General features: G+C 43.4%; 22 protein-coding genes and 1 pseudogene. 19 read left to right on the top strand and 4 right to left on the bottom strand.

The genetic code is table 11. The features are described 5' to 3' along the window. The 9 genes from metW (at nucleotide 1) to ubiD (ending at nucleotide 12215) form a co-directional block, all read left to right on the top strand. Nucleotides 1-591: a methionine biosynthesis protein MetW gene (gene metW / locus ACYQ28_RS00535; RefSeq protein ID WP_460047299.1), complete on the top strand. Its 591-nt coding sequence runs from the start codon at nucleotides 1-3 to the stop codon at nucleotides 589-591. Between the two features lie 17 nt (nucleotides 592-608). Beyond that, a complete protein-coding gene (locus tag ACYQ28_RS00530) occupies nucleotides 609-1088 on the top strand; it encodes a DUF4426 domain-containing protein (RefSeq protein WP_460047298.1) in 480 nt (159 codons plus the stop codon). Between the two features lie 5 nt (nucleotides 1089-1093). Beyond that, nucleotides 1094-1687, top strand: a complete 594-nt coding sequence (gene rdgB / locus ACYQ28_RS00525; protein WP_460047297.1) for an RdgB/HAM1 family non-canonical purine NTP pyrophosphatase — start codon at nucleotides 1094-1096, stop codon at nucleotides 1685-1687. 5 nt (nucleotides 1688-1692) lie between these two features. Beyond that, complete coding sequence (gene hemW / locus ACYQ28_RS00520) at nucleotides 1693-2853, top strand: radical SAM family heme chaperone HemW (protein WP_460047296.1); 1161 nt, start codon at nucleotides 1693-1695, stop codon at nucleotides 2851-2853. Nucleotides 2854-2989: 136 nt separating this feature from the next. Then, on the top strand, nucleotides 2990-5449 hold the full coding sequence (locus ACYQ28_RS00515) for a hybrid sensor histidine kinase/response regulator (RefSeq protein WP_460047295.1): 2460 nt from the start codon (nucleotides 2990-2992) through the stop codon (nucleotides 5447-5449). 373 nt (nucleotides 5450-5822) lie between these two features. Next, a complete protein-coding gene (gene ppk1, locus ACYQ28_RS00510; RefSeq protein WP_460047294.1) occupies nucleotides 5823-7919 on the top strand; it encodes a polyphosphate kinase 1 in 2097 nt (698 codons plus the stop codon). 146 nt (nucleotides 7920-8065) lie between these two features. Next, nucleotides 8066-8392, top strand: a complete 327-nt coding sequence (gene trxA / locus ACYQ28_RS00505) for a thioredoxin TrxA (RefSeq protein ID WP_460047293.1) — start codon at nucleotides 8066-8068, stop codon at nucleotides 8390-8392. Nucleotides 8393-9311: 919 nt separating this feature from the next. Continuing rightward, nucleotides 9312-10571, top strand: a complete 1260-nt coding sequence (rho, locus tag ACYQ28_RS00500) for a transcription termination factor Rho (protein ID WP_460047292.1) — start codon at nucleotides 9312-9314, stop codon at nucleotides 10569-10571. 162 nt (nucleotides 10572-10733) lie between these two features. Further along, nucleotides 10734-12215, top strand: a complete 1482-nt coding sequence (gene ubiD, locus ACYQ28_RS00495; protein WP_460047291.1) for a 4-hydroxy-3-polyprenylbenzoate decarboxylase — start codon at nucleotides 10734-10736, stop codon at nucleotides 12213-12215. Nucleotides 12216-12389: 174 nt separating this feature from the next. Here the strand turns inward: ubiD and ACYQ28_RS00490 are convergent. After that, nucleotides 12390-12617: pseudogene (locus ACYQ28_RS00490) on the bottom strand (Txe/YoeB family addiction module toxin); the annotation flags it as partial. A 28-nt stretch (nucleotides 12618-12645) separates the two neighbouring features. Continuing rightward, nucleotides 12646-12900 (bottom strand): type II toxin-antitoxin system Phd/YefM family antitoxin, encoded by a 255-nt coding sequence (locus ACYQ28_RS00485; protein WP_460047290.1) that lies wholly within the window; start codon nucleotides 12898-12900, stop codon nucleotides 12646-12648. A gap of 379 nt (nucleotides 12901-13279) precedes the next feature. Between ACYQ28_RS00485 and ACYQ28_RS00480 the strand changes: the two genes are divergently transcribed. From ACYQ28_RS00480 to ACYQ28_RS00450, 7 genes are all read left to right on the top strand, one after another. Then, nucleotides 13280-14158, top strand: coding sequence for a GIN domain-containing protein (locus ACYQ28_RS00480; RefSeq protein ID WP_460047289.1), 879 nt, complete (start codon nucleotides 13280-13282; stop codon nucleotides 14156-14158). Between the two features lie 15 nt (nucleotides 14159-14173). Beyond that, nucleotides 14174-14536, top strand: coding sequence for a GntR family transcriptional regulator (locus ACYQ28_RS00475; RefSeq protein WP_460047288.1), 363 nt, complete (start codon nucleotides 14174-14176; stop codon nucleotides 14534-14536). Continuing rightward, nucleotides 14533-15408 carry an ABC transporter ATP-binding protein gene (locus ACYQ28_RS00470; protein WP_460047287.1) on the top strand — a complete coding sequence of 292 codons (876 nt, stop codon included), beginning with the start codon at nucleotides 14533-14535 and terminating at the stop codon, nucleotides 15406-15408. Before ACYQ28_RS00475 ends, ACYQ28_RS00470 begins: the two co-directional genes overlap by 4 nt. Continuing rightward, nucleotides 15405-16364: an ABC-2 transporter permease gene (locus ACYQ28_RS00465; RefSeq protein WP_460047286.1), complete on the top strand. Its 960-nt coding sequence runs from the start codon at nucleotides 15405-15407 to the stop codon at nucleotides 16362-16364. Before ACYQ28_RS00470 ends, ACYQ28_RS00465 begins: the two co-directional genes overlap by 4 nt. 42 nt (nucleotides 16365-16406) lie before the next feature. Continuing rightward, on the top strand, nucleotides 16407-17624 hold the full coding sequence (gene sstT / locus ACYQ28_RS00460) for a serine/threonine transporter SstT (protein ID WP_460047285.1): 1218 nt from the start codon (nucleotides 16407-16409) through the stop codon (nucleotides 17622-17624). Between the two features lie 321 nt (nucleotides 17625-17945). Then, on the top strand, nucleotides 17946-18461 hold the full coding sequence (locus ACYQ28_RS00455) for a TIGR00645 family protein (protein ID WP_460047284.1): 516 nt from the start codon (nucleotides 17946-17948) through the stop codon (nucleotides 18459-18461). 245 nt (nucleotides 18462-18706) lie between these two features. Beyond that, on the top strand, nucleotides 18707-19441 hold the full coding sequence (locus tag ACYQ28_RS00450) for a hypothetical protein (protein WP_460047283.1): 735 nt from the start codon (nucleotides 18707-18709) through the stop codon (nucleotides 19439-19441). On the opposite strand, the gene pspF is transcribed toward ACYQ28_RS00450, so the two are convergent. Beyond that, a complete protein-coding gene (gene pspF, locus ACYQ28_RS00445) occupies nucleotides 19438-20487 on the bottom strand; it encodes a phage shock protein operon transcriptional activator (protein WP_460047282.1) in 1050 nt (349 codons plus the stop codon). The two genes, ACYQ28_RS00450 and pspF, sit on opposite strands and share 4 nt — an antisense overlap. A 198-nt stretch (nucleotides 20488-20685) precedes the next feature. On the opposite strand from pspF, the gene pspA reads away from it, so the two are divergent. From pspA to ACYQ28_RS00430, 3 genes are read left to right on the top strand one after another with little or no spacing between them, the layout of a single operon-like run. Next, nucleotides 20686-21360, top strand: a complete 675-nt coding sequence (gene pspA, locus ACYQ28_RS00440) for a phage shock protein PspA (RefSeq protein ID WP_460047281.1) — start codon at nucleotides 20686-20688, stop codon at nucleotides 21358-21360. 18 nt (nucleotides 21361-21378) lie between these two features. Then, nucleotides 21379-21633: an envelope stress response membrane protein PspB gene (gene pspB / locus ACYQ28_RS00435; RefSeq protein WP_460047280.1), complete on the top strand. Its 255-nt coding sequence runs from the start codon at nucleotides 21379-21381 to the stop codon at nucleotides 21631-21633. Further along, nucleotides 21630-22088: a PspC domain-containing protein gene (locus ACYQ28_RS00430; RefSeq protein WP_460047279.1), complete on the top strand. Its 459-nt coding sequence runs from the start codon at nucleotides 21630-21632 to the stop codon at nucleotides 22086-22088. Before pspB ends, ACYQ28_RS00430 begins: the two co-directional genes overlap by 4 nt. Before the next feature lie 223 nt (nucleotides 22089-22311). Here the strand turns inward: ACYQ28_RS00430 and ACYQ28_RS00425 are convergent, their stop codons facing one another. Continuing rightward, nucleotides 22312-24081: a dipeptidase gene (locus ACYQ28_RS00425; protein ID WP_460047278.1), complete on the bottom strand. Its 1770-nt coding sequence runs from the start codon at nucleotides 24079-24081 to the stop codon at nucleotides 22312-22314. Nucleotides 24082-24188 lie beyond the last annotated feature (107 nt).

The raw sequence follows: 24188 nt of genomic DNA, 5'->3' as shown, positions 1-24188 counted from the left end.
ATGAGAATTGATTTAGACATTATTGCCAATTGGGTCTCTCCCAATAGTCGTGTGCTCGATCTAGGATGCGGCGACGGTACGCTGCTCGCGCAACTGACCCAAGACAAATCCATCTTTGGATATGGCTTGGAAATCGACGAAGATCATATCAACCAATGTATCGATAAAGACGTAAACGTTATCGAACACGATCTTGATGAGCGCAGCCTGCAAAATTTTGCCGACGCCAGTTTTGATACGGTCATCATGACCCAAGCACTGCAAACCATGCGCTATCCAGATCTATTGCTCAACGAAATGTTACGCATTGGTAAAGAATGCATAGTGACATTTCCAAACTTTGGTCATTGGCGCGCGCGCTTATATTTGGCATTGCAAGGCAAGATGCCGGTTTCCGACTTTTTGCCCTATGAATGGTACAACACACCCAACATCCACTTTTGTACCTTTAAAGACTTTGAAATACTCTGCCGCCAAAAGAACATCAAAGTGCTTCATCGCCAAGTGGTAACCGATAACAGCATCGACCAATTTGGCTCGCAGGTTCTGCCCAATCTGTTTGGCGAAACCGCGATCTATCATTTGAGTTAGTCACGAGGACATTCATCATGTTAAACCGTCACACACATCGTACATTCTGGATTGCAGGGCTTGGCACTGCACTGCTCAGCTTGCTTATGGCATCGGCATCGAGCCAAGCAGCCGACGAACGCTCTGTGACAGAAGACGGTTACAAGATCGTCTACAGTGTGTTTCCCAGTGAGTTCATCAAACCCGATATCGCCGAGCAATACGGATTAATTCGTGGTGCCGATCGAGCACTGCTCAACGTAGTCGTCACTGTTGATGGTAAGGAAACCGAATCCCTGGGTATTCCCGCTTCGATCGAGGGTGAAGCATCCAACCTGCTTCAGCAGTCGCAAACTCTTGAATTTAAAACCATCAACGAAGGCAACACGGTCTACTACATAGCGCCGGTACGACACCTCGACGAAGAAATCTACAATTTCTATTTGAAGGTCACACCCGAAGGCCACGACAAGGCAATTCGCGTTCAATTCAATAAAAAACTCTATAAATCTCAATAGTGAATATGCTTAAACTGCCTGAAAAGCTCGTCCTAGCCAGCAACAATGCTGGCAAGTTGAAAGAGTTATCTCTGCTGCTGTCGCCGTTCAATGTAAACGTGTTAGCACAGTCGGAATTTAACATTGCCGACGCTGACGAAACCGGTCTGAGCTTTATCGAAAACGCTCTCATCAAAGCCCGTCATGCATCTAAAATTTCTGGCTTGGCCGCACTGGCCGACGATTCGGGTCTGTGTGTAACTGCATTAAATGGCGCCCCCGGAATTCAATCGGCCAGATACAGCGGCGGTGGCGACTCTGAGAATAATCAAAAACTGCTTGCAGAATTGAGCGATGAAACTGATCGCAGCGCTCACTTTGTTTGCGCCTTGGCCTTGGTGACGCACTGGCAAGACCCAACACCAACGGTCGTTTGCGGCCAATGGTGCGGTGAAATTTTACGTGCTCCACAAGGTGATTTTGGTTTTGGTTACGACCCGGTATTTTGGGTGCCAACGCACGGTTGCGCAGCCGCGCAGCTCAGCAAAGAACAAAAAAGTGCCATAAGCCATAGAGCCATCGCTCTGCAAAAATTACTGGCTGAACTTAAGGCGCAATAAGTACTGTGACTAAACTTGCCCTGCCTCCGTTGGCCCTGTACGTTCACATTCCTTGGTGTGTACGCAAATGCCCTTACTGCGACTTTAACTCCCACGCCGGTGGCAATGAGATTCCTGAGCAAGAATATCTTACTAAGCTTTTGGACGATTTAACTCTGGAGCGGCAATATACTTACGGCCGAAAGATTTCGAGTATCTTTTTTGGCGGTGGCACACCGAGTTTATTCACTGCCAAAACCATCGGCACAATTATTGAGCAAGCCGAGCGTATGATTGGCTTCGACGAGGCTATTGAGATTACCCTTGAGGCTAATCCGGGAACCGCAGAGCAGGCCAAATTCGCGGATTTTTTTCGCGCGGGCGTGAATCGCCTCTCACTTGGAATTCAATCGTTTCAACCTGAGCATCTCATCAAACTCGGTCGCATTCATAACGATACCGACGCTCAGAGAGCCATCGAGATGGCAAAACAGGCGGGTTTTACGCGTCTTAATCTCGATTTAATGCATGGTTTATCGGGTCAAACCGTCGAGCAGGCGCTTCGTGATATCGATATGGCAGCGAGATTCGAGCCGGATCATCTGTCTTGGTACCAATTAACCATCGAAGCCAACACCGAGTTTTATTCCCGCCCACCGCAACTACCCGAAGAAGATTGCCTCGCGGATATTCAAGAATTCGGCTTGGCTCGCCTACAAGAACACGGCTACCAGCAATACGAGATCTCTGCCTACGCGAAAAGCCCGTCGAGCCGATCAAAGCACAATCTAAATTATTGGCAGTTTGGCGATTACCTCGCTATTGGCGCAGGCGCTCACGGCAAGATCACCCATACTGAACAAAATACTATTGAGCGCTACTGGAAAACGCGTCTTCCGGCAGACTATCTCAAAAAAGATTCTTTGCTCGGGTTTACCGCTAACCAAAAAATTGTGTCGAAAGACGAATTGCCCTTAGAGTTTTTTATGAATAGTTTACGTCTGGTCGAGGGTGTGGATGTCTCCTTATACCAAGGCAGAACGGGACTCGAACTCAACAAACTGAATCTAACCGCGCCTATTAACAAGGGATTGATCGAAATTGTCGATCGTTCGGGTGTCGAGACCATAAAACCTACGGATCTGGGGCTTAAATATTTGAACAACACGTTGGATTACTTCTTGTAGATCACGGCTCCACCAGAACACCACGCACAATAATTTGGATCAAATCAGTACAAAAAACCAAGCCCAAATTCGCCAGCAAAGCTGCTAAGATAATCGATGAAATGGATTGCACGGAAAACCGAGAAACTGTGATGTCATGATCGATCGGCAGAAATTTGTTCATAAATTCAAAAACTCGATTGCCTATCGATTGCTGTCGTTGGTCATTCTCATCACTACGGCTATCGCTCTTGCGGCCACCTTAATTAGCGTCTACATCGGCTACCAAAACGACCTCTCACTTCTTAACAAACGTATTGACCAAGTCAAAATCAGCCTGTTGCCAAGCATCACCAGTAGTCTTTGGTCCTTCGACGAAGAACAGCTAATCATCCAGGTTAATAGCCTACTGGATGTCGAAGATGTTATTCAGGCGAAAGTAGTGTGGACGGATTGGAATAAACAACAGCGCGAGATCGTCTCGGGAATCAGCCTACTGCAATTTAATGATTCCGATTTGCTGATAAAAACTTACGATTTGGTGTATCGAGAGAAAAATCTCACCGAACAAAGTCTGGGTCAATTGCAAGTCACCGCAAGCCTAGCCCGGTTAAAACACAACCTTATTCAACGCACGGGCGTGACCGCATTATTCCAGGGGATTCAAACCTTTGTTATTGCGCTGCTGTTGTTACTGCTCATTCGTAAGCTGCTAACCCGGCACATGGAGTCTATCGCCGAGTTTGCAAAGCGCGTTAATTTAAATAACTTAGAATCACCACTGAAACTCAATCGAGTTCACCACAAACATACCGATGAACTCGATAACATCGTCGAAGCCTTCAACACTATGCGCGAAACACTGCTGCAAGATATAGAACGCCGACAAATCATGGAAGAAAAACTGCGTCTAGAAACCTTAGAGAAAATCGAATCGCGCAAACAAAAAACCATCGCCGAAGCCGAAAACCGCGCAAAAAGCCATTTTTTAGCAACCATGAGCCACGAAATACGCACCCCCATGAACGGCGTGCTCGGCATGATTGAGCTGTTAAAAGATTCCCCATTAGATCGCGAACAAAAAAAGCAGCTCGATGTTATTTATCGATCAGGCAACAGTTTATTAACCATCATCAATGACATTCTTGACTACTCTAAAATCGAAGCCAATAAACTTCACTTAGAGCATATTGAATTTTCATTAGAAGAAGTTATTAACGACTGCTTACAACTCTTCGCTCGCCAAGCCAATCATAAAAATATTGAATTAATATCGCGAATTGCCCCGGATATTCCCAGCCATTATTTGGGCGATCCTACACGGATACGACAAATTCTGAATAATTTAATCAGCAATGCCTTAAAGTTTACCGAACGTGGCTACGTATTTTTGGATGTATCGCTGAAATCAAAACAACAACATGAATATGATATTCACTTTTCGGTAGAAGACTCAGGTACTGGTATTAACCTAGATCAAGCCAAATTATTGTTTGAACCCTTCCAGCAGGGTGACAATAGTACGACCCGAAAATACGGCGGCACCGGCTTAGGTTTAGCCATTTGTAAACATCTGGTCGAGATGATGAATGGCGACATTGCCGCCTGTATAAATCACCCCAGAGGCACACAAATAAAATTTCACATCCAATTAGACGTCAACCCCTTACTCCTCAAAAACCAAGTCTTTAATCCCGATGATTTATCAAAATGGAAAACTCAAAACTCCATCTTGTTTTTAGGCATTACCGATTTTTATCAAGAAATTATTACTCGAAAATTTGATTACTGGAAAAGCAACCGCAACTATTTCAGCCTAAATGATTTAAATGCTGCAAATAATGTAGACGTTGTTATTATCGATATTAATCGCTATTTAGAAAATAGTTTAGCCAAACCGTTCACTGAGCTAACCACTCAAGAACATTTTCAAAAATTGTTAAATTCGCTCAAACAATTTTCGCGAGCGCCAAAGCCAATACCAATCATTACCATTTCTTCGGTGAGTATTAGTCAGCCGCAGAAGAACCAATGGGTAAACGAAATCTTTTCGCAAATTGAACAAAGTACTTTTTTGTCGCTAGAAGCACAGCTACCCAAGCCCTTGATGCTGAATCAGCTTGAGCATTCGTTATTTGATATTCTTTCTGGCAAGCAAAGCTCATTTAAATCCAAGAATACGCCAAAGCCCGTCACCAAAACGTCAGAATTTATTTCCGGTTTAAAAGTCTTGGTCGCCGAAGATAATTCGGTGAATCAAATGGTTATAAAAGGCATGTTGAAAAAGCTAAAGGCGATTCCTACCGTTGTGGAAAATGGCCGACTTGCCGTTGATGCGGTAATAAATGCGCCAGTACCTTTTGACATGATCTTAATGGATTGTGAAATGCCTGAAATGGACGGCTTTCAAGCGGCGCGTTTGATTCGCGAATTTGAACGCGAAAATCAACGGGTCCCAATTACCATCATTGCTTTGACGGCCCACGTTTTGGCCGAACACCAAACAGCCGTGTTTGCCTCGGGCATGAACTACTATCTGACCAAACCTATGTCGATGCAAAGTTTGTTGACGGCCATACATGAATTAGAGATTGAAACTTCAGAATCAAAAGCCTGAGTTGATTTGCAGTTAGCGAATATGGCCGTGTTCGCCAACTATTTTAGACAAGCCTCATAGTTCATCGGGAAAATTTCTCAACACGATTTATTGCTCGCGACAATATCAATAACCGTTTATTCTGACCTTAATATGTCATACGCATTGGCTAAACTTTTAAAGTTCTTTAATCATTCAATGAATATGAAGAAATTGATTCTGCGAGTTTCAATTTTTCGAAAACTTCAATAAATTAGTGTTATCAAATTTGGCGTAACAGCTCGATTACCGATGTGGTTAACTTGAATCAGCCAAATACCTATGAAAACGAATTCCAGCAAATTGTTTAGCCAATTGCATTAGTGGCTAACGGCTCTTAGAAGATAGTCAACCCATGTCACAAGACCAAGCTAGTAAAAAAGATCCAGACACTCAGCCAATATCTTTAAATAATCCAGATTTCTACATCAATCGAGAAATCAGTCATCTGAAATTTAACCAGCGGGTTTTATTACAGGCTCTCGATTATGGTCATCCTCTGTTGGAGCGACTCAAATTTTTGCTTATTTTCAGCTCCAACTTGGATGAATTTTTCGAAATCCGAGTATCGGGGCTATTCTCGCGTATCGATTTAGAACAAGAACGTGCTGGCCTTGACGGTTTACCGCCAGAAGAGGTGTTGCACAAAATTAGCGAAATGTGTCACCCACTGGTTGAACATCAGTACAAAATCTTGAATGAACAACTTATCCCGGAGATGCAAAAAGAAAACATTCATTTTGTTCGCCGAGGTGATTGGTCTGACGCTCAAAAAGACTGGGTAAAAACCTTCTTCAAAGAAAACATCATCCCCGTTAGCAGTCCCATTGGACTCGATCCCGCACACCCGTTTCCGTTGCTGGTTAACAAGAGTTTGAACTTCATTGTCTCTCTTGAAGGCAAAGACGCCTTTGGTCGCGAAACCGGTTTAGCAATTGTGCCCGCGCCGAGATCTCTCGATCGCGTTATTCGCATACCGGATGAACTGTGCGAAGGTGGCGACAACTTCGTGTTTTTATCGTCGATGATTCACGCCCATGTTGATTCGTTATTTCCGGGCATGACGGTTAAAGGCTGCTATCAATTTCGTATTACACGCAACGCCGATTTGGATGTGGATATGGAGGGTGTTGCCGACCTAGCCTTGGCGTTAAGAGGCGAATTGGCGTCACGTCGATTTGGTCGCGCCATTCGCCTTGAAGTGGCCGACGATTGCCCCGACGCGCTGATTGATATTTTGTTAGAAAAAACCAAGCTCGATCGCAGCAATCTTTATCAAGTGAACGGCCCAGTAAATCTAAAAAGACTGATGCGCATTCCAAGCTTAGTCAATCGCCCCGACCTGAGTTATCCGTCGTTTACACCGGGTATCCCCAAAGGTCTGCGCGACCGAAAAAGCATGTTTACTTCTATTGCCAAAAAAGATTATCTGCTCATGCATCCGTTTGAGTCGTTCACACCGGTGATTGATCTCATTCGTCAGGCGGCCGTCGACCCTGATGTGTTAGCGATTAAACAAACGCTCTATCGAACCGGCGACAATTCTCCGATCGTACATGCGTTGCTAGAGGCAGCACGAAATGGAAAGGAAGTAACCGCTGTCGTTGAATTGCGAGCACGCTTCGATGAAGAAGAGAACCTTGCCCTTGCCGCTGAATTACAAGCTGCGGGCGTTGTTGTGGTTTATGGCGTGGTTGGCTACAAAACCCACTCAAAAATGATTTTAATCGTACGTCGCGAAGGTAAAAAATTGCGCCGTTATGTGCACTTGGGTACCGGTAACTACCACGTTGGCACTTCTCGTCTTTACACCGATTATTCACTTTTAACGGCCGACGAAGATATTTGTGCGGACGTTCACAAAGTTTTCCAACAATTAACCGGTATGGGCAAAATAGAGCGTATAAAGCGGGTACTAAATGCGCCATTTACGTTAAAAGCAGGATTAATTGAGCTGATCGAACAAGAAATCACGGCTGCTAATGCGGGTAATAAAGCCCGAATTATTATGAAAGCGAACGGTCTAACAGAGCCTGACATCATTCATGCCCTGTACCGCGCCAGCCAACACGGCGTATCTATTGATTTGATCATTCGCGGCATGTGTTGTTTACGCCCAGGTATTCCAGGCGTGTCGGAAAACATTCGCGTAAAATCCATTGTCGGACGCTTTTTAGAGCATACTCGCACCTACTACTTTGCAAATGCACAACCTTCCATTTATTGTGGCTCGGCGGATTTGATGGAACGCAACCTCAACCGACGTGTTGAAGTTTGTTTTCCGATCCAATCATCCAGCTTGGCAAACCGTGTGCTATACGATTTGGAAGCCTATTTGGAAGACAAATCCCAAAGTTGGGTGTTAGGTAGTGATGGTGAATACACCCCTCAAACGAAGAGGGATTTAGACGATGGCGTGCAGAATCGCCTTTTACAGTCGCTGAAGAATTAAACAAACATAAAATATGGACTGTGACTTAAAAAACTCCTAGCACAAGAACGATTAAGCGCTTGTCCTTGAGCCTTACAGTCCTTATCATCCCTGCCCTATTACCCTATCTAGCCAACGGGCAAACAGAATTAAACGGAGACAAGAACATGAGTGAAGCGATCCTACAGATCACTGACGACACTTTTGAAGAGCAAGTCCTAGGTGCAGAAGGTCCTGTTTTGGTGGACTTCTGGGCGACCTGGTGTGGCCCCTGTAAAATGATTGCACCCATTCTTGAAGAATTGGTGGGTGTATACGACGGCAAAGTGACCATCTGCAAAATGGACGTAGATGCGCACAAAGAAACCGCCTCTAAATTTAATATCCGTGGCATTCCAACGCTGATGATTTTCAAAAACGGAAATTTAGAAGCTACCAAAGTGGGCGCATTGTCTAAGCAGCAGCTTATCGATTTTATCGACAGCGCGCTGTAATACGTAAGGGCGAAGCAGTGCAAACCGGCCGAAAATTCTTTTGATTACCAAAAATGTGATCAAAATTTTGAAGAAATTTAAAACACCGTTTTGCACTCGCCCGAACTTATCGCTATACTTGTTTTGTTTCTGCCCAGTCATACTCTTGCCTCAAGTTTGCAGGTCTGCACACTCCCCATAAATTCCGAGTGATGCCTTCGTCCTAGAAAGCCTTAATTTCCATTTGAATACTTTCTATCGACTCTGATTATTGATGTCCTCCAAACTTTTCCGAGATGTTTGCCATACTGAATGAGCACCGGGTATACAATTTAAAATTAACGACATAAAAACCAATTATGTTTATTGCATAACAATAAAATCACATGCAATAAACCCTTTTGGATTACGGAACATTTATTGGAACGACCGATTAATTTATCCGTTAATCAGTTGCTCCTTGTATTAAGGTCAAAGACATTAATACGCTATAACATTTGAAAATTTCAATTGATTTTCTTATATCAAAATCAATTGCGTAAATAAGAACAATTAGCCGTGTTTTAGTCGCTCGGTAACGCCAGTAAAACACTCAAATAAACGCTGAAAACCACGTAGCGTTAGGCATAAAAAATTATACCTCGCAAAAATACTGGTGTTTTATCGAAGCCATTCGCGTCAAGGATTTAATTGACTCAATTGATAATCTTAACGACCTAACGTTTATGAAAGAGCAACTCAAATTGCTTCGTTTTGTCGAATTTCCTAAGTTAATTTCTATGAATGCCGAAAATTAAAATACCTTTTATGCGATTCGCAAATTTTGAAACAATTTTTTATCAGAACAATTTTCACTAACCGGTTTATACAAACCAATCGTTAATCAATCCGTATCGAGAACTTGCTCGTACGGCGCCCACCCCTAAGACTTCAATTACCTATGAATTTAACAGACCTAAAAACGAAACCCATCGAGGAACTTATTAATATCGCAACAGAGATGGGCCTCGAAAACATGGCTCGGTCGCGAAAACAAGACATCATCTTCAACATTCTTAAACGCCACGCAAAAGGCGGAGAAGATATTTATGGCGACGGTGTACTTGAAATCCTTCAAGATGGTTTCGGCTTTTTACGCTCCGCAGACAGCTCCTACCTTGCCGGTCCCGACGATATCTACGTTTCTCCTAGCCAAATCCGACGCTTTAACCTGCGCACAGGTGACACCATTGCAGGAAAGATTCGTCCTCCTAAAGACGGCGAGCGCTACTTTGCTCTGTTAAAAGTTAATGAGATTAACTTCGACAAACCGGAAAAACTGCGCAACAAAGTATTGTTTGAAAACCTAACACCCTTATTCCCAGATCAACGTTTAGTTTTAGAAGCCGGTAATGGTTCAACAGAAGATTTAACGGGTCGAATCATCGACTTGATTGCGCCGATTGGTAAAGGTCAACGTGGCTTGATTGTAGCGCCACCGAAAGCCGGTAAAACCATCATGATGCAGAACATCGCTCAGGCTATTACCCGTAACAACCCAGAATGCCATCTAATCGTTCTTCTTATCGATGAACGTCCTGAAGAAGTAACCGAAATGCAGCGCTCGGTGCGCGGCGAAGTGGTTGCCTCAACCTTCGACGAACCACCTTCACGCCACGTACAAGTTGCCGAAATGGTGATCGAAAAAGCCAAACGCTTAACCGAACACAAAAAAGACGTTGTCATTCTTCTAGACTCGGTAACCCGTTTAGCACGTGCCTACAACACCGTTGTGCCTTCATCCGGTAAAGTATTGACCGGTGGTGTTGATGCCCACGCCCTTGAACGTCCTAAGCGTTTCTTCGGTGCTGCACGTAATATCGAAGAAGGCGGAAGCTTATCGATTGTTGCGACTGCGTTGATCGATACCGGCTCAAAAATGGACGAAGTTATCTTCGAAGAATTTAAAGGTACCGGTAACCAAGAATTACACCTTGATCGTAAAATCGCCGAAAAGCGCGTTTACCCAGCGATCAATGTACGCCGCTCAGGCACCCGTCGCGAAGACTTGTTGATGAAAGAAGACGAGCTACAACGCGTATGGATTTTGCGCAAACTTCTTCACGACATGGAAGATGTTGCCGCAACCGAATTCCTTGTGGATAAGTTGAAAAACTTCAAAACCAACGATGAATTCTTCTTATCGATGAAACGTAAGTAATCGAAGCATCAGACTAAACCGGTCGGCTCTCGGCCGGTTTTCACCACTTCTCATCTGCAAATCTTACTGAACGTCCAACAGCGCTCGCTGATACAATAGCAATACAAAACTCGTTTTGTTACGTACCTGACTTCCCAGCCATTCATTGCACGACAAGTATTCATGACCGATAAAGCCCTGAAATACAAAGACTTACGAGACTTCTTAGACCTGCTCGAAAAACGCGGCCTACTCAAACGCATCACTCACGCCATTGATCCCAATTTAGAAATGACCGAAATCGCCGATCGCACGCTGCGAGCCGGTGGCCCGGCGTTGTTATTCGAAAATCCCGTCGGCAGTGATATTCCGGTATTGGCCAACTTGTTTGGCACACCCGAACGTGTTGCTCTAGGAATGGGAGCAAAAGATGTCGAAGCTTTGCGCGAAGTGGGTAAGTTGCTGGCGTTTTTAAAAGAACCTGAACCGCCAAAAGGTTTGAAAGACGCCTGGAGCAAGATGCCGATCTTCAAGCAAGTGTTGAATATGGGCCCAAAAGAAGTCTCGCGGGCGCCTTGCCAAGACATCAAACTCGAAGGCGATCAGGTCGATTTAACCAAGCTGCCCATCCAAACCTGCTGGCCGGGTGACGCGGCTCCCTTGGTAACTTGGCCTTTGGTTGTGACTCGTGGCACTCAAAGGGAACGACAAAATCTGGGTATTTATCGCATGCAATTGATTGGCAAAAACAAGCTGATCATGCGCTGGTTAAGCCATCGCGGTGGCGCACTCGATTTTCGTGATTGGCAAATAGAACATCCGGGTCAGCCATTCCCGGTGTCTGTGGCACTCGGCGCCGACCCAGCGACTATCTTAGGCGCAGTGACGCCCGTTCCCGATACGCTCAGCGAATACGCGTTTGCAGGTTTATTACGTGGCGATAAAACCGAAGTGGTGAAATGTATCGGTAATGATCTACAAGTACCGGCTTCTGCGGAATTTATTCTGGAAGGCCATATTGCGCCCGGTGAAATGGCCGACGAAGGCCCGTTTGGTGACCATACCGGTTACTACAACGAAGTGGATTCTTTCCCGGTATTTACTGTAGACAGAATTACTCATCGCAAAAATCCGATTTATCACAGCACCTATACCGGCCGACCACCCGATGAACCGGCAGTTTTAGGCGTCGCCTTAAACGAAGTGTTTATTCCGATTTTGCAAAAGCAATTCCCCGAGATTGTCGATTTTTATTTGCCGCCAGAAGGCTGCTCTTACCGACTCGCCGTTGTGACCATGAAAAAACAATATCCCGGCCATGCCAAGCGTGTGATGATGGGGGTTTGGTCTTTCCTGCGCCAATTTATGTACACGAAGTTTGTTATCGTAACCGATGACGACGTCAATGCTCGGGATTGGAATGATGTGATCTGGGCTATTACTACTCGTATGGACCCGGCTCGCGACACCACACTGGTAGAAAACACCCCCATCGATTATTTGGATTTTGCCTCTCCGGTTTCGGGTCTCGGTTCAAAAATGGGAATGGATGCTACTCATAAATGGCCAGGGGAAACCAATCGCGAATGGGGCACCGCAATCGCTATGGATCAAACAGTGAAAGACAAAATCGATGGTATTTGGGATGAATTGAATATTTTCTGATATTCAATTTTTATAGGAAGCTCTGATTAACCCAGAGTTTCCAGCGACACAAGAATGTGTCGCCAATTTCTAGAACGGTAAGTGATTGAAATTGTGAAGAAATTGGAAATTGCATTTTCAATTTCTGCCCTCTGATTAAATCAGGGATGAGTTAATCAGAGGTTCCTATAGTCGTCAGTAGTGGTACCTACACGAGATAATCGTGATTGCGATATCGTCTACGGCATAAACCAAACGATTGATATCATCGATTCTCCGCGACCAGAAGCCGGAGAGATTTTCTTTTAACGCTTCTAGCTTGCCATTACCTTCGAACGAAGAGCGTTGAGCATCAGCGATTAATTTGTTGATGCACTCTAACGTTTTCTTATCTTGTGTCTGCCAATAGATGTAACTGTTCCAAGCTTCATCAGTTCACGATGAAAGCCTACTACTCATCAATCAGCGCTCTATGAGTTGTTTTTCGATTTTTAAATTGTGCAATTGAACGATTTAAGTGCTCAGCATTAACAGGCGAACGAAGTAAATGCACCGTTTCCATAAGGCTATTGTAATAATCCAGCGACATTACCACGGCATCTTCAGTGTCACGACGAGTAATTACAACGATATCTGCGTCATCCACAACGCTGTCTAAAACTGCTTTAAGCCTATTTCTAGCATCAGTAAAAGAGATAATTTTCATAGAACGCCCAACGTGTAGAACATTTGGTATAAGTCTAACCAAGAAATAAAAACAAGTACCGAATTCGCGCAAGACTTTCGTTGGCGACAAATACCAGACTGTAGAAACGAATACTCGATCTTACTCTTAGCTGTTCACAAGAGAGTATTTTATCCAGTACTTTTGTGAATAACTCCTGAGAAACCACCCACCTTAACGATTAATAGCTCCGTTTAAAACCCTCAAAGCATGGCATATAAAAGATTTTATCGATAGTAAACACTCACACCAAACATTCAATTCTGTGCTGACTAAGATTTACACAAAAAAGCTATTGAGCTTCTGCGTAATGGTGATATAGTTACATATAACACCATCACAACTAACTCGGACCAATGACATGTTAAGCGCAACATCGCTTCCAATGATTCACCGACAACACCAACACATCCGCTCGCTGATTTGGTTGTGGAGTTTTGCTGCATTCACGATGTGGATAATTATGTTCGCAAACGCCGCACACGCTGAAGATGCCAATCAAGGCAAAAAAACGTTTAACTTGTCAGAGGTTCATCAGATTGATGTGTCTGACTTCTACCAAGTGACGCTAATTCAGGGTGACAAAGAATACGTAACCGCCACCGGTCCTTCACAGGCGCTTGCCAATATTGACGGTCAATTTCAAGACAACGTGCTCTCATTGGGTAGCAAGACCGATGCACTCCTGCCGATCTCTCTAGAAATTGGTATCAAAAATCTAGAAAAACTCGTCCTCGAAAATGTATTAGAAACTAAAATTGAGTCTCTAAATGCCGACAAACTGAGCCTAGCGTCTGTGGGTACCGGATTATTATCCTTGGGTAAAATATCTGCGCAAAAACTCAAAATTACCAGTCATGGGACCGGCGAAATCTGGGGCGAATTACTCACCAGCACCGACGTCAATCTCACCGTATCAGGCTCAGGCAACGTCAACATATTTGAGCTGAAGGCCAACCATCTGCGCACCAATATTTCTGGCAGCGCCGGAGTTCATATCGATCACGTCGGCGAGGTAGAAACCTCTGCCATATCGCTTTCCGGGTCGGGCTTGTTTGATGCCGCCAACCTCATCATGCATCAAGCAGAAATCGCCATCGCAGGTTCTGCGAACGCTTTGGTTAACGTATTAGAAAACTTAGACGTCAGCACTTCCGGTTCAGGCACCGTTACCTACTATGGTAATCCCAACATTGATTCGGGCATTTTCGGTACCGGCTTAGTGCGTCGCGCGTTTTAAGGCTGGAGCAGATTAATGCAGGAAAACTGGAACGATCAACAGCCTATTTATAGACAACTTAGGGATCGTGTTGCGGCTTTAGTAATGAGCGGACAAATCAAAGAAGGGGAATTTGTTCCTTCAGTTCGCCAAGTAGCCACCGAATCGCAAGTCAATCATTTAACCGTGAGTAAAGCCTATCAAGAACTGGTTGATGAAGGCGTCTTAGAGATGAAACGCGGCCGTGGCATGTGTGTGATGACAGGCGCCCAGGAACAATTGCAAAAGCTTGAACGCAGCAGATTTATTCAAGAACAACTGCCCGAATTCGCCAAAAAGATGCAGCAGTTGAATATTACCCCGCAAGAATTGATCGAACTGATTAAGGAAATACAATGACAAGTCCGGTCGTAAAAATTCGTAATCTGGAGAAGCATTACGGTCGCACACAAGTAGTCGACATCCCGCAGCTTGATATTGAACCCGGACGCATTGTTGGCTTAATTGGCCCAAACGGTGCCGGTAAAACCTCAACCATTCGCTGTTTACTGGGTCTTTCTCAATTTAAAGGTCAACTCGAAGTTTTGGGATTAAATCCCTATACAGATCGATCTAAATTATTAAAAGACGTTGCCTTTATCGCCGATACCGCTGTTTTACCGAAATGGATTAATACTCAGCAGCTGCTCGATTACATGGCCAAGGTACATCCGAATTTTAATATTGAAAAAGCCAAACGCTTTTTATCTCAAACCAATATTCGACCAACGGCAAAGGTTAAAACCTTATCTAAAGGCATGATGACGCAATTGCACTTAGCCTTGGTTATTGCCATTGAAGCAAAACTCCTGTTATTGGATGAACCAACACTTGGCTTGGATATTATTTATCGCCAGCAATTTTACGAGCAATTATTAAACGATTTTTTCGAAGAAGATCGCACCATTATTATTACTACCCACCAGGTCGAAGAAATCGAAACCATCCTTACCGATCTTATTTTTATCAACCAAGGTTCGGTGGTGTTAAACGTCGCGATGGACGATATTGCCTCTCGATTCGTTGAATTAACGGTTTCTTCCGATAATTATCAACAAGCAAAAGCGCTTAACCCCATTCGTGAGCGCTCAAATCTTGGCAATACCATCTTTACCTTTGAAGACACAGATCCACAATTACTCACAAATTTAGGCAGAATGAACACACCAAGCCTGTCAAATTTGTTCATCGCTAAATGCGCCCAAGATTCAGCCAAGGGAGTACAGTCATGAACACTTCCAGCTTTATTGCGCAACTAAAACGTGAGTATTGGGAATCGAAAGCGTGGTTAATTCTATTACCCACAATTCCCGCCGTACTCATCACATTGTTGATTATTTTAGTTTCACAAGTAGGTGAATTTGCTCAAATCGAAACCACACCGTCGATTCCGTTTGAAAGCTCACAGCAACCGCAAATTCTCGATTTTAGCATCGATGAAAACTCATCTACGTCAGATACCGACGACGAAAACGATGACTTCAATGTAGAAATTAACGTAGAAGCCAACGGCGGTGCTCGCATTGACTCGGTGCTACAACTGCTGATGGCCGTGGGTTGGTTTAATGCATTCTTCTACTTTCTAAGCTGTTTATATTCCGACCGTAAAGATTCGAGCATTTTGTTCTGGAAATCGCTACCCGTTAGCGACACCCAACAGGTTCTATCCAAGTTTACCTTTGGAATGGTTTCGTTTCCGATGGTCTCTATGGCCATTGGTTGGATACTGATGGTGGTACTCGTAGTTATTGATAACACCCTCATCGAGAGCTCAGGATTTAACCTAATTGAAGAACTTGAACCCAACAGAAACGTGTTTGTAGATTTTATTGTTGCACCCTTTGTTTTGTGGGCATTAACAGCGCTAAAATTTTTTCCTTTGGTAGCCATAGCCATGCTGGTATCGGCGGTATCGAAAAGATCGCCCTTCTTATGGTTGATCTTTCCGCTGTTTATCATCTCAATTATCGAACGCATATTTTTGCATTCAAACAATCTTCTGGATTGGTTTTTATCACACCTACCCGTGTTCGAAACCGAAGCCTTTAGTGAAATTTCCTCCGACCCTGTCGGATTTATGGATCGATATTATTTTTACGGTGCAGCAGTACTTGTTCGTGATACGGTTTTAAGTGTCATAATAATCGCCTTGTGCATATGGCTGCGCAAAAATCGATTTGAAATTTAGCGGTGGGACCTAGTTGTTCCCAGTGCAACACCGAGGAACAACATGGAACACCAAGCGACATCTAAAGGCGAATTTTTCAGCAGATATTTAATTGCTTTAATTGCAACGGGCATCGTGCTCGGAGCAGTAATAGGCAGTCTGGCGCCGAGCGTCGGCATTGCCCTTGGGTTATTGGGCGAATTGTTTGTTGGTGCTCTGCGTGCCGTCGCCCCCATTCTGGTATTCACCCTATTACTAACGGCGATTGCCACGCGCTCAAAAGACAGCAGCCTTAAATTCGGACCAATACTAACGCTCTACATTATAGGTACCCTAAGCGCGGCCTTTATCGCCGTAGTTCTCAGCCTTCTCTTTCCTTCAGAACTGGTTCTAAACAACTCCGCCGGTGATATCAATCCACCCAGTGACGTTCAACAGGTACTTAGAAACCTTCTGTTTCGCATTGTCGACAACCCCAATAACGCCTTGGTGACAGGGAACTACATCGCCCTAGTTGCTTGGGCAGTAGCACTTGGCTTTGCCCTTCAAGGGGCAGCAGACAGTACCAAAAGAGTCATTAGCGACTGCGCACAAGCCATCGCAACCTTAACCCGCTGGGTTATTCGCTTCGCGCCCTTGGGCGTTTTCGGCCTTGTGTGTAAAACCGTGGCGCAAACGGGCTTGGGAGCCATGACCAACTTTATCCATCTGCTGTTCGTTTTATTGGCAGCGATGTTAATAGTCGCGCTCATCGTGAATCCACTTATCGTCTTTGTAAAACTGAAACGCAATCCCTATCCATTGATTTTTACCTGCTTAAAAGAAAGCGGAATTACCGCGTTTTTTACCCGCAGTTCTGCGGCCAATATTCCAGTTAACCTAGAATTGTGTCGCCGATTAAAACTCGACGAAGAACTGTATTCCGTATCAATTCCGCTCGGTGCTAACGTCAATATGGCCGGTGCCGCAATCACCATCACCGTAATGACGTTAGCCGCCGTTAATACTCTAGGCATTGAAGTAAGCTTTATTTCAGCACTTTTACTGAGTGTAATCGCCGCGGTATCAGCCTGTGGCGCCAGTGGTGTGGCAGGTGGATCTCTATTGTTAATTCCCTTAGCGTGTAATCTTTTCGGTATCAGTGGCGATGTAGCGAGCCAAGTCATTGCCATTGGCTTTGTCATCAGCGTTATTCAAGACTCCGCCGAAACAGCGCTCAACAGCTCAACCGATGTTGTTTTTACCGCCGCCTGCTCCAAAAGCAACGAAATCCCATCTTAAAAATCTACCAATAAAACAAACGGCAGTTGCAAAAATACAGCTGCCGTCTTCACCTCGATTTTGTTCAAACACCAACAAAACAGTCATGAGAATAGAATAAAGATTTATTAGTCTTTATCACCAGCACAAAGCTAAGATATGGGAATCATTTGTGCTTAACAAATGACACCATTGGAAGCTCTGACTAACTCATCCATGATTTAATCAGAGGAAAAGTTGAAAAGACGATTTTCAACTTATTCAGAATTTCAATCACGCACCGTTTTTGAAATTAGCAGCACATCTTTGTGTTGCTAAAAACTAAGCACTAGGAATTAAGTAATGAAAGCTGTTGAACTGTTTATTGAAGCCATCATATTTAGAAGCCGCTGGTTATTGGCGCCATTTTTTCTCGGTCTCATTCTCGCTACCATTGCTTTGCTCGTTAAATTTATGAAGGAGCTGTACGTCCTTGCATCGCAACTTCTAAGTCTAACCTCGGCCGATGTTATTATTTCAATTCTAACCTTGGTTGATACCACACTCATTGCAAGCCTACTGTTCATCATAATATTAAGCGGCTACGAAAGCTTCGTATCTAAAATTGATTTTTACGATCACGAAGATCGCCCTTCTTGGATGGGCAAAGTCGGATTTTCAGAACTAAAACTGAAACTCATTGGCGCCATTGTGGCCATTTCTGCCATCGAACTGCTAAAGGCCTTTGTAGATGGATCTGCGACTAATCAGGAAATTGCGTGGAAAATTGCCATTCATATGACCTTTGTGGTCTCAGGCGTACTGTTCGCCATCACCGACTATATCTCTGCCAGAAAAAACAAAGACGATAAACACTAAACTATCGCACTTTTAAAGAACTTTCAGATTTAACCTAAAATAAATCCCTCTCTAAAGCGCCTCAAATAATGTCGAGGCGCTTGCCGCCCCAAATTTCCTGTCTTAAAGCAACTTCCCGCCAAAACATTTAAAAGACTTTAGATCTCAGTCTTGAGTGTGTCTACAAACAACTTAAATGCGATTGTAGAACTTATCTCTAGCGCTAGTATTGCGGACGTTATTACCCTCGAACTCAGGATAGAAAAATGAAAACACTCTCTCAAATCATCATATTATCGTCACTGGTGATAACTAATCTCGCACTTGCTAATAATGTTCGAATACCCAATGAATTTATGATGAAAATAAACCCAGAAAACTTTACTCAAAATCTGGATCAATCCAACAGGAATGAAAATTATCACAGCATAGATGTAGATAACACTTGTCTCGCAGTCAACTCAGATGAAAATAGATTTATTTATAAAACCTGTGACGCAGGAGATCTAACCCAACACTTCAGATATGAGCAGGGAAGATTAAAAAACTCTTTCGATCAATGTTTAACTCATTTAGATCAAGAACAAAGAACAGAGCGCACATCATTTTGTACAGACACTAGAACATTAATCCGCAAACGAACATCTTACCGATGGACAGTTAATTTCAATAGTTGTACACAAAATTCAAATCAAGTATGGCAAATAGAAACTTCTAGTTTGGGGGACGTTATCTTCAAGCAAGATGACGAATGCCTAGCATTCACAGGCGAGAGTTTTAGGCAAGAAGTTGGTTGTAATTTTGATCTCTACTGCTATACGAACAGTGGTGGCAATGAAGTATGTGAATACCTCAATTCTGTAGTTGGTGACGTGGATTTTGAGGATTTCAGAACCCGAACAAGATCTTGCGAATTAGATTTAACATATGGATTAGAAAATCCAGATGGAAGCATCCTCGTCATAGAAAAATTAATTCCGATAGTCGTCCCAATACTCTAGTTAAACCTTCTCCAAAGCACACGAAATTGATCGTAGCTTAATCCCAAAATACTTGCGGCTCGGCCTTGGTGATGTTGTGCCAATTCCATTGCTGCGAGTATTTGTTGTTTTTCCCAATTTTCCCTTCTGCCTTTAAAATCTCTGAGGCTTTCTTCGGAAATTTTTTCAGGTATTGTTTCTTGAATTATTTTCTGTGACTTTTCAGATTCTTGAATTTTTCTTTTTACTAAATCGACATCATTTGCTGCATTGATTTTGGTGTTTTTCCAAGGCGATTGGAATGGATCAAGATTAATTTCAGATATTGGTTCTTCAGGATTTTTACAGCGAAATAAAGACCGCTCAACAACATTTTTAAGTTCGCGAATATTTCCGGGCCATGAATACTGTAATAATTGCTGTTGCACGACTTCGCTAAAACCCGGGAAAAAATCCCAGTCCAGCTGACGAACAAAGCTTACGGCAAAGTGGTCTGCCAACAGTAAAATATCGTCCTCACGCACTCGCAGTGGCGGCGTATGAATTACATCAAAAGCGATACGATCCAGCAGGTCGTTTCGAAACTCGCCCTTTTCTGCCATGGAGTGTAAATTACCGTGAGTAGCACCAATGATTCTACCTCGGGTTACCAAGGTTTTTTGGCCACCCAATCGCTCGAACTCTCCGTATTCTAAGACTCGCAAAAGCTTTTCTTGTATTCGCAAAGATAGCGTTGCGATTTCGTCTAAAAATAACGTGCCCTCACCAACTCGCTCGAAGTATCCGGGTTGCGAACGAATCGCTCCGGTAAATGATCCCGCTTCATGGCCAAACAAGGTGGATTCGACCAGTGTTTCAGATAGCGCAGCACAGTTGACTTTGATGAAGGGTTCTTCCCAGCGAGGCGATAAGAAGTGCGTTCTGTGAGCCATTAGTTCTTTACCAGATCCGCGCTCACCCAGTATCAACACAGGCCGATCAAGAGTAGCCAAACGAGAGGCTTGGTCTAGGGCATCCAGATAATAACGACTTTGACCAATGGATTGTTGTTTTCGATCTTCTTGCATGGCTAATAACACCAAATATTGGCTTTGAAATGGGTTTATTTAACCAAATAATTAGAGAGAAAATCAAAGCAAATTGAAAAAAAACCAACAAATCCTTTTAAATCAATTAGTTAACAAAATTGGCACAAAGTCAGCTATATATCGAATACAAAAATAGGAAAGACAGAAATTACTCATAATTTTCAGGAGATAGAACACATGGGCATCTTTTCACGCTTCAGTGACATAGTACAAGCCAACATCAACAGCATGCTCGATCGCGCGGAAGATCCAGAAAAAATGATCCGCTTGATGATCTCAGAGATGGAAGAAACCTTAATTGAGGTCAGAAGCTCAAGTGCGCGCATTATTGCCGACAAGAAAGCGGCTCAACGTCGCTTAGATAACATGAACGACGACTCTGAAGAGTGGGAACGTCGCGCTAAACTTGCACTAAGTAAAGATCGAGAAGACTTAGCGCGAGCAGCGTTGTCTGAGAAACAAATCATCAAAGATGAAATTGCGCTAATTGAAAAAGATTTGCAAAATTTGGAAGAGCATCTCACCAAACTGGATGTTGAGATTTCACAATTACAGTCAAAACTTGATGATGCGAAAGCTAAAGAAAAAACCTTAAAAATGCGCCAAGAAGCCACCAGCGCTCGTTACAAAACCAAACGCCAAAACGAACGCTCCGATATTGAAGATGCATTTTCTAAATTCGAACGTTTTGAGAAAAAACTCGATAAATACGAAAGTGAATTAGAAGCCATGGATTTAGGTAAAGATAAATCAGGTAATTTACATCAGCAATTTGCTAATTTAGAGAATGACGACAAGTTAACGGAAGAAATTAATCGTCTTAAAAAAGAAGTTAACAATAACAACATTTAATTAGGGAGCCCGGTACCCATGTCATTCACGTCATTTTTATTCGTGCCAACAATCTTATTTATGATTTTTGTGGCACCACTTTGGATAATTTTTCATTACAAGAGTAAGCGAAAAGAGGAAACCGGGCTTTCCGAACACGAACGACTACAACTCGAAGAACTTTTAGTCAAACTCGACAAGATGTCAGACAGAATTAAAACGTTAGAAGAAATATTAGATGATCGTCATGGTAGCTGGCGGTCAAAATCGGACAAGGAGAGATACCACTCATGAGCAGGTGTTCTGATAATAAATTCCAATGTTGGAAAGAAAAGAAAGCACACGGCTATAACCGCAATCTATATCGCAACAAACGCGACGGAAAAATATTTGGGGTGTGTGCCGGCATTGCCGACCATTTAAATATGGATCACTGGGTAATGCGAGTATTGGTTTTAGGTTCGTTTTTTATTCTTGGCCCACTGACATTTTGGGCATACATCACCGGCGCCATTGTCTTGTCAAAGCGTCCCGAGCAGTGGACGCCGGAAACCGAATACGATGAAGAACGCGGACATTTTCGAGAAAAAACTATTTTTAAACACTCGAAACCAGCGCCACAAAGATTGAGGGTTGCAAGAGAGAAAATGGATATGGCGTTAAAAAGAATCGAAAAGATCGAGCGCTATGTAACTTCATCGCGATACGACCTAGACAAACAGTTTGCCGACATGGAGAGAGGTAAGTAATACCTCTCTGCCAATAAAAGTATCACTATAAATTCGGCATTTTAGGGACAATAAATTTAGGGGTGGGCCATGCGATACTTCGAAGGTGTTGTTATTGCAGTAATGGTATTGTCATCAAGCCTTTTTTATTTAATTGAAAATACCAATTTTCGCTGGCAAGTGACATTGATGGACGTCACCATTGAGGTTTCGAATCAATTTCACTCACCAGCGCAAGATACGATTAGTTTAGCTGTTCAAGCTGACCAACTCGCATCATCATTTCTGTTACCACCTGCAAATCCAACAAAAATTGGTAATCCGTTTTAAATTCATTGGCGTTGTGACCGGTATATTTTGTACCGGGCTCAGCCAAACCAAATTGCACTCCGTTTGGTAAATAATGAACAGAGGTAGCACCGGCAGAAGAAGAAAACTCTCTCGGTAAATTTAGGTTTTCGGTCGCAACGTCCAACAATGCATTTACCCAACGACCCTGCGGATTACGGTACATGGGTTCAGCGATAGAAATATCTAAATTCATTGGCGTCTTGGTCGTTTCTTGCCACTGACCAACCTTCTCAAGAATCTCTGCTTTTAAATAATCAGGCTTTTTACCAACCGGCACACGAAGATTAGTGGCGATTTTCATTTCAGCATCATCAACACTAACATAAGTGAGCGATGTGGTAAGTGGGCCCATAAATTCATCAGAAAAACCAATATTTAATTTGCCGCCCAAATAATTTAATCCCCAGTTTGAAGCCGCATATTCGGCAGCATCAATAATATGATTTTGCTTTACAGGAAGCTGGCCGTTAAGTCGATTTAACAACAGCATCATTCGAGAAACAGGGTTTACGCCAGAGCCAGGATCTGATGAATGCGCCGAAACGCCTTTTACTTTCAACAGAATTTGATCGTTGACAATATCAACATCAATCGAGAAATTACTGCCGTATTCTTTAACGAAAACCTGGGCCTGCTGATTTAACACTTCGCGAGTGGCAACCAAGTCATCGGCAAGAATTGTGGCAATAGACTCACGGGGAATTTGATTGGTTGCTAAGCCACCGGTAACCTTGATGACTTCCATACCTTTACCGGTAGCGGTTCGCGCGGGAAAACTCGCCATTACGGTGCCATAGCCTTTTTCAGCAATAACAACGGGATAACCGCCATCTAGAGCCAAGTTATAGTCTGGTGTTGGGTGTCTTTCAAAATAATAAGGAATAGCGGTAGAAGAAGTTTCTTCTGTGGTATCAACCAATAACCGGAAGGTTCTATTAAGCTTAATGCCTTCTTCTTGGATGACTTTCATCGCGTATAAAGTTACAACGATGCCGTTTTTATCGTCTTCGGCGCCACGGCCGTACATACGATCGCCAATTTTGGTTAATTTAAACGGATCAAGCTTAGTACCATCTTCTAAAACCCAGTTATCTGGATTAACCGGAACCACGTCGCCGTGAGCGTGAATACCCACCAACTCTTCGCTCGTGCCCGGCAGGGTAATCTCGTAAACACGATTATCAACGTTCTTAAACGCTAAACCAAAGTCGGTAGCAAGCTCTTCAATGCGCTTAGCAAGTTCATGAAAATTGGGGTTGTCGTGCTGCTCGTACCGGCTGTCACGGAATGTTGGAATAGCAACCAATTCGGCCAATGTTTCAACCGCTTGCTTGCCGTATTTAATACGTGTGTATACGCCTAAAAGGCGCTGAATTTCATGACTTTGCTCTTCGGAGAGCGCTTTGCCACGACGATATAAACTGAGTGTTTTTTTTAGCTCAGGATTTGATTTGGCCAATTCTGATTTTTGAACCGATTTTAAAAACTTATTAAACGAATCAAAGGATTTCTCATGCTGCGCAACAATAAGTTCCTGAACAGTTTGGCTTGGTAACAAGGTTTCTGCACTTGCTTGGGCAATTGGCTGACAAAAGGCCGACACCAATATACCGGATAATATCAACGGTTTACGCATAAACTGACGACTTAATAATCTCTTCATAAAACTCTCAAAATCTCACGTTTAAACTAAAAGCTCCTAGAGCCATAACATGTGTATGCTACTCGAATATAACCCGACGAATTAACCCTCAACCATCGGATTTGTGA

The sequence above is a fragment of the Sessilibacter sp. MAH1 genome (genome assembly GCF_054658315.1).
Note: the sequence above shows the minus strand (reverse complement) of the source record. Positions and strands in the feature narration are given on the sequence as shown.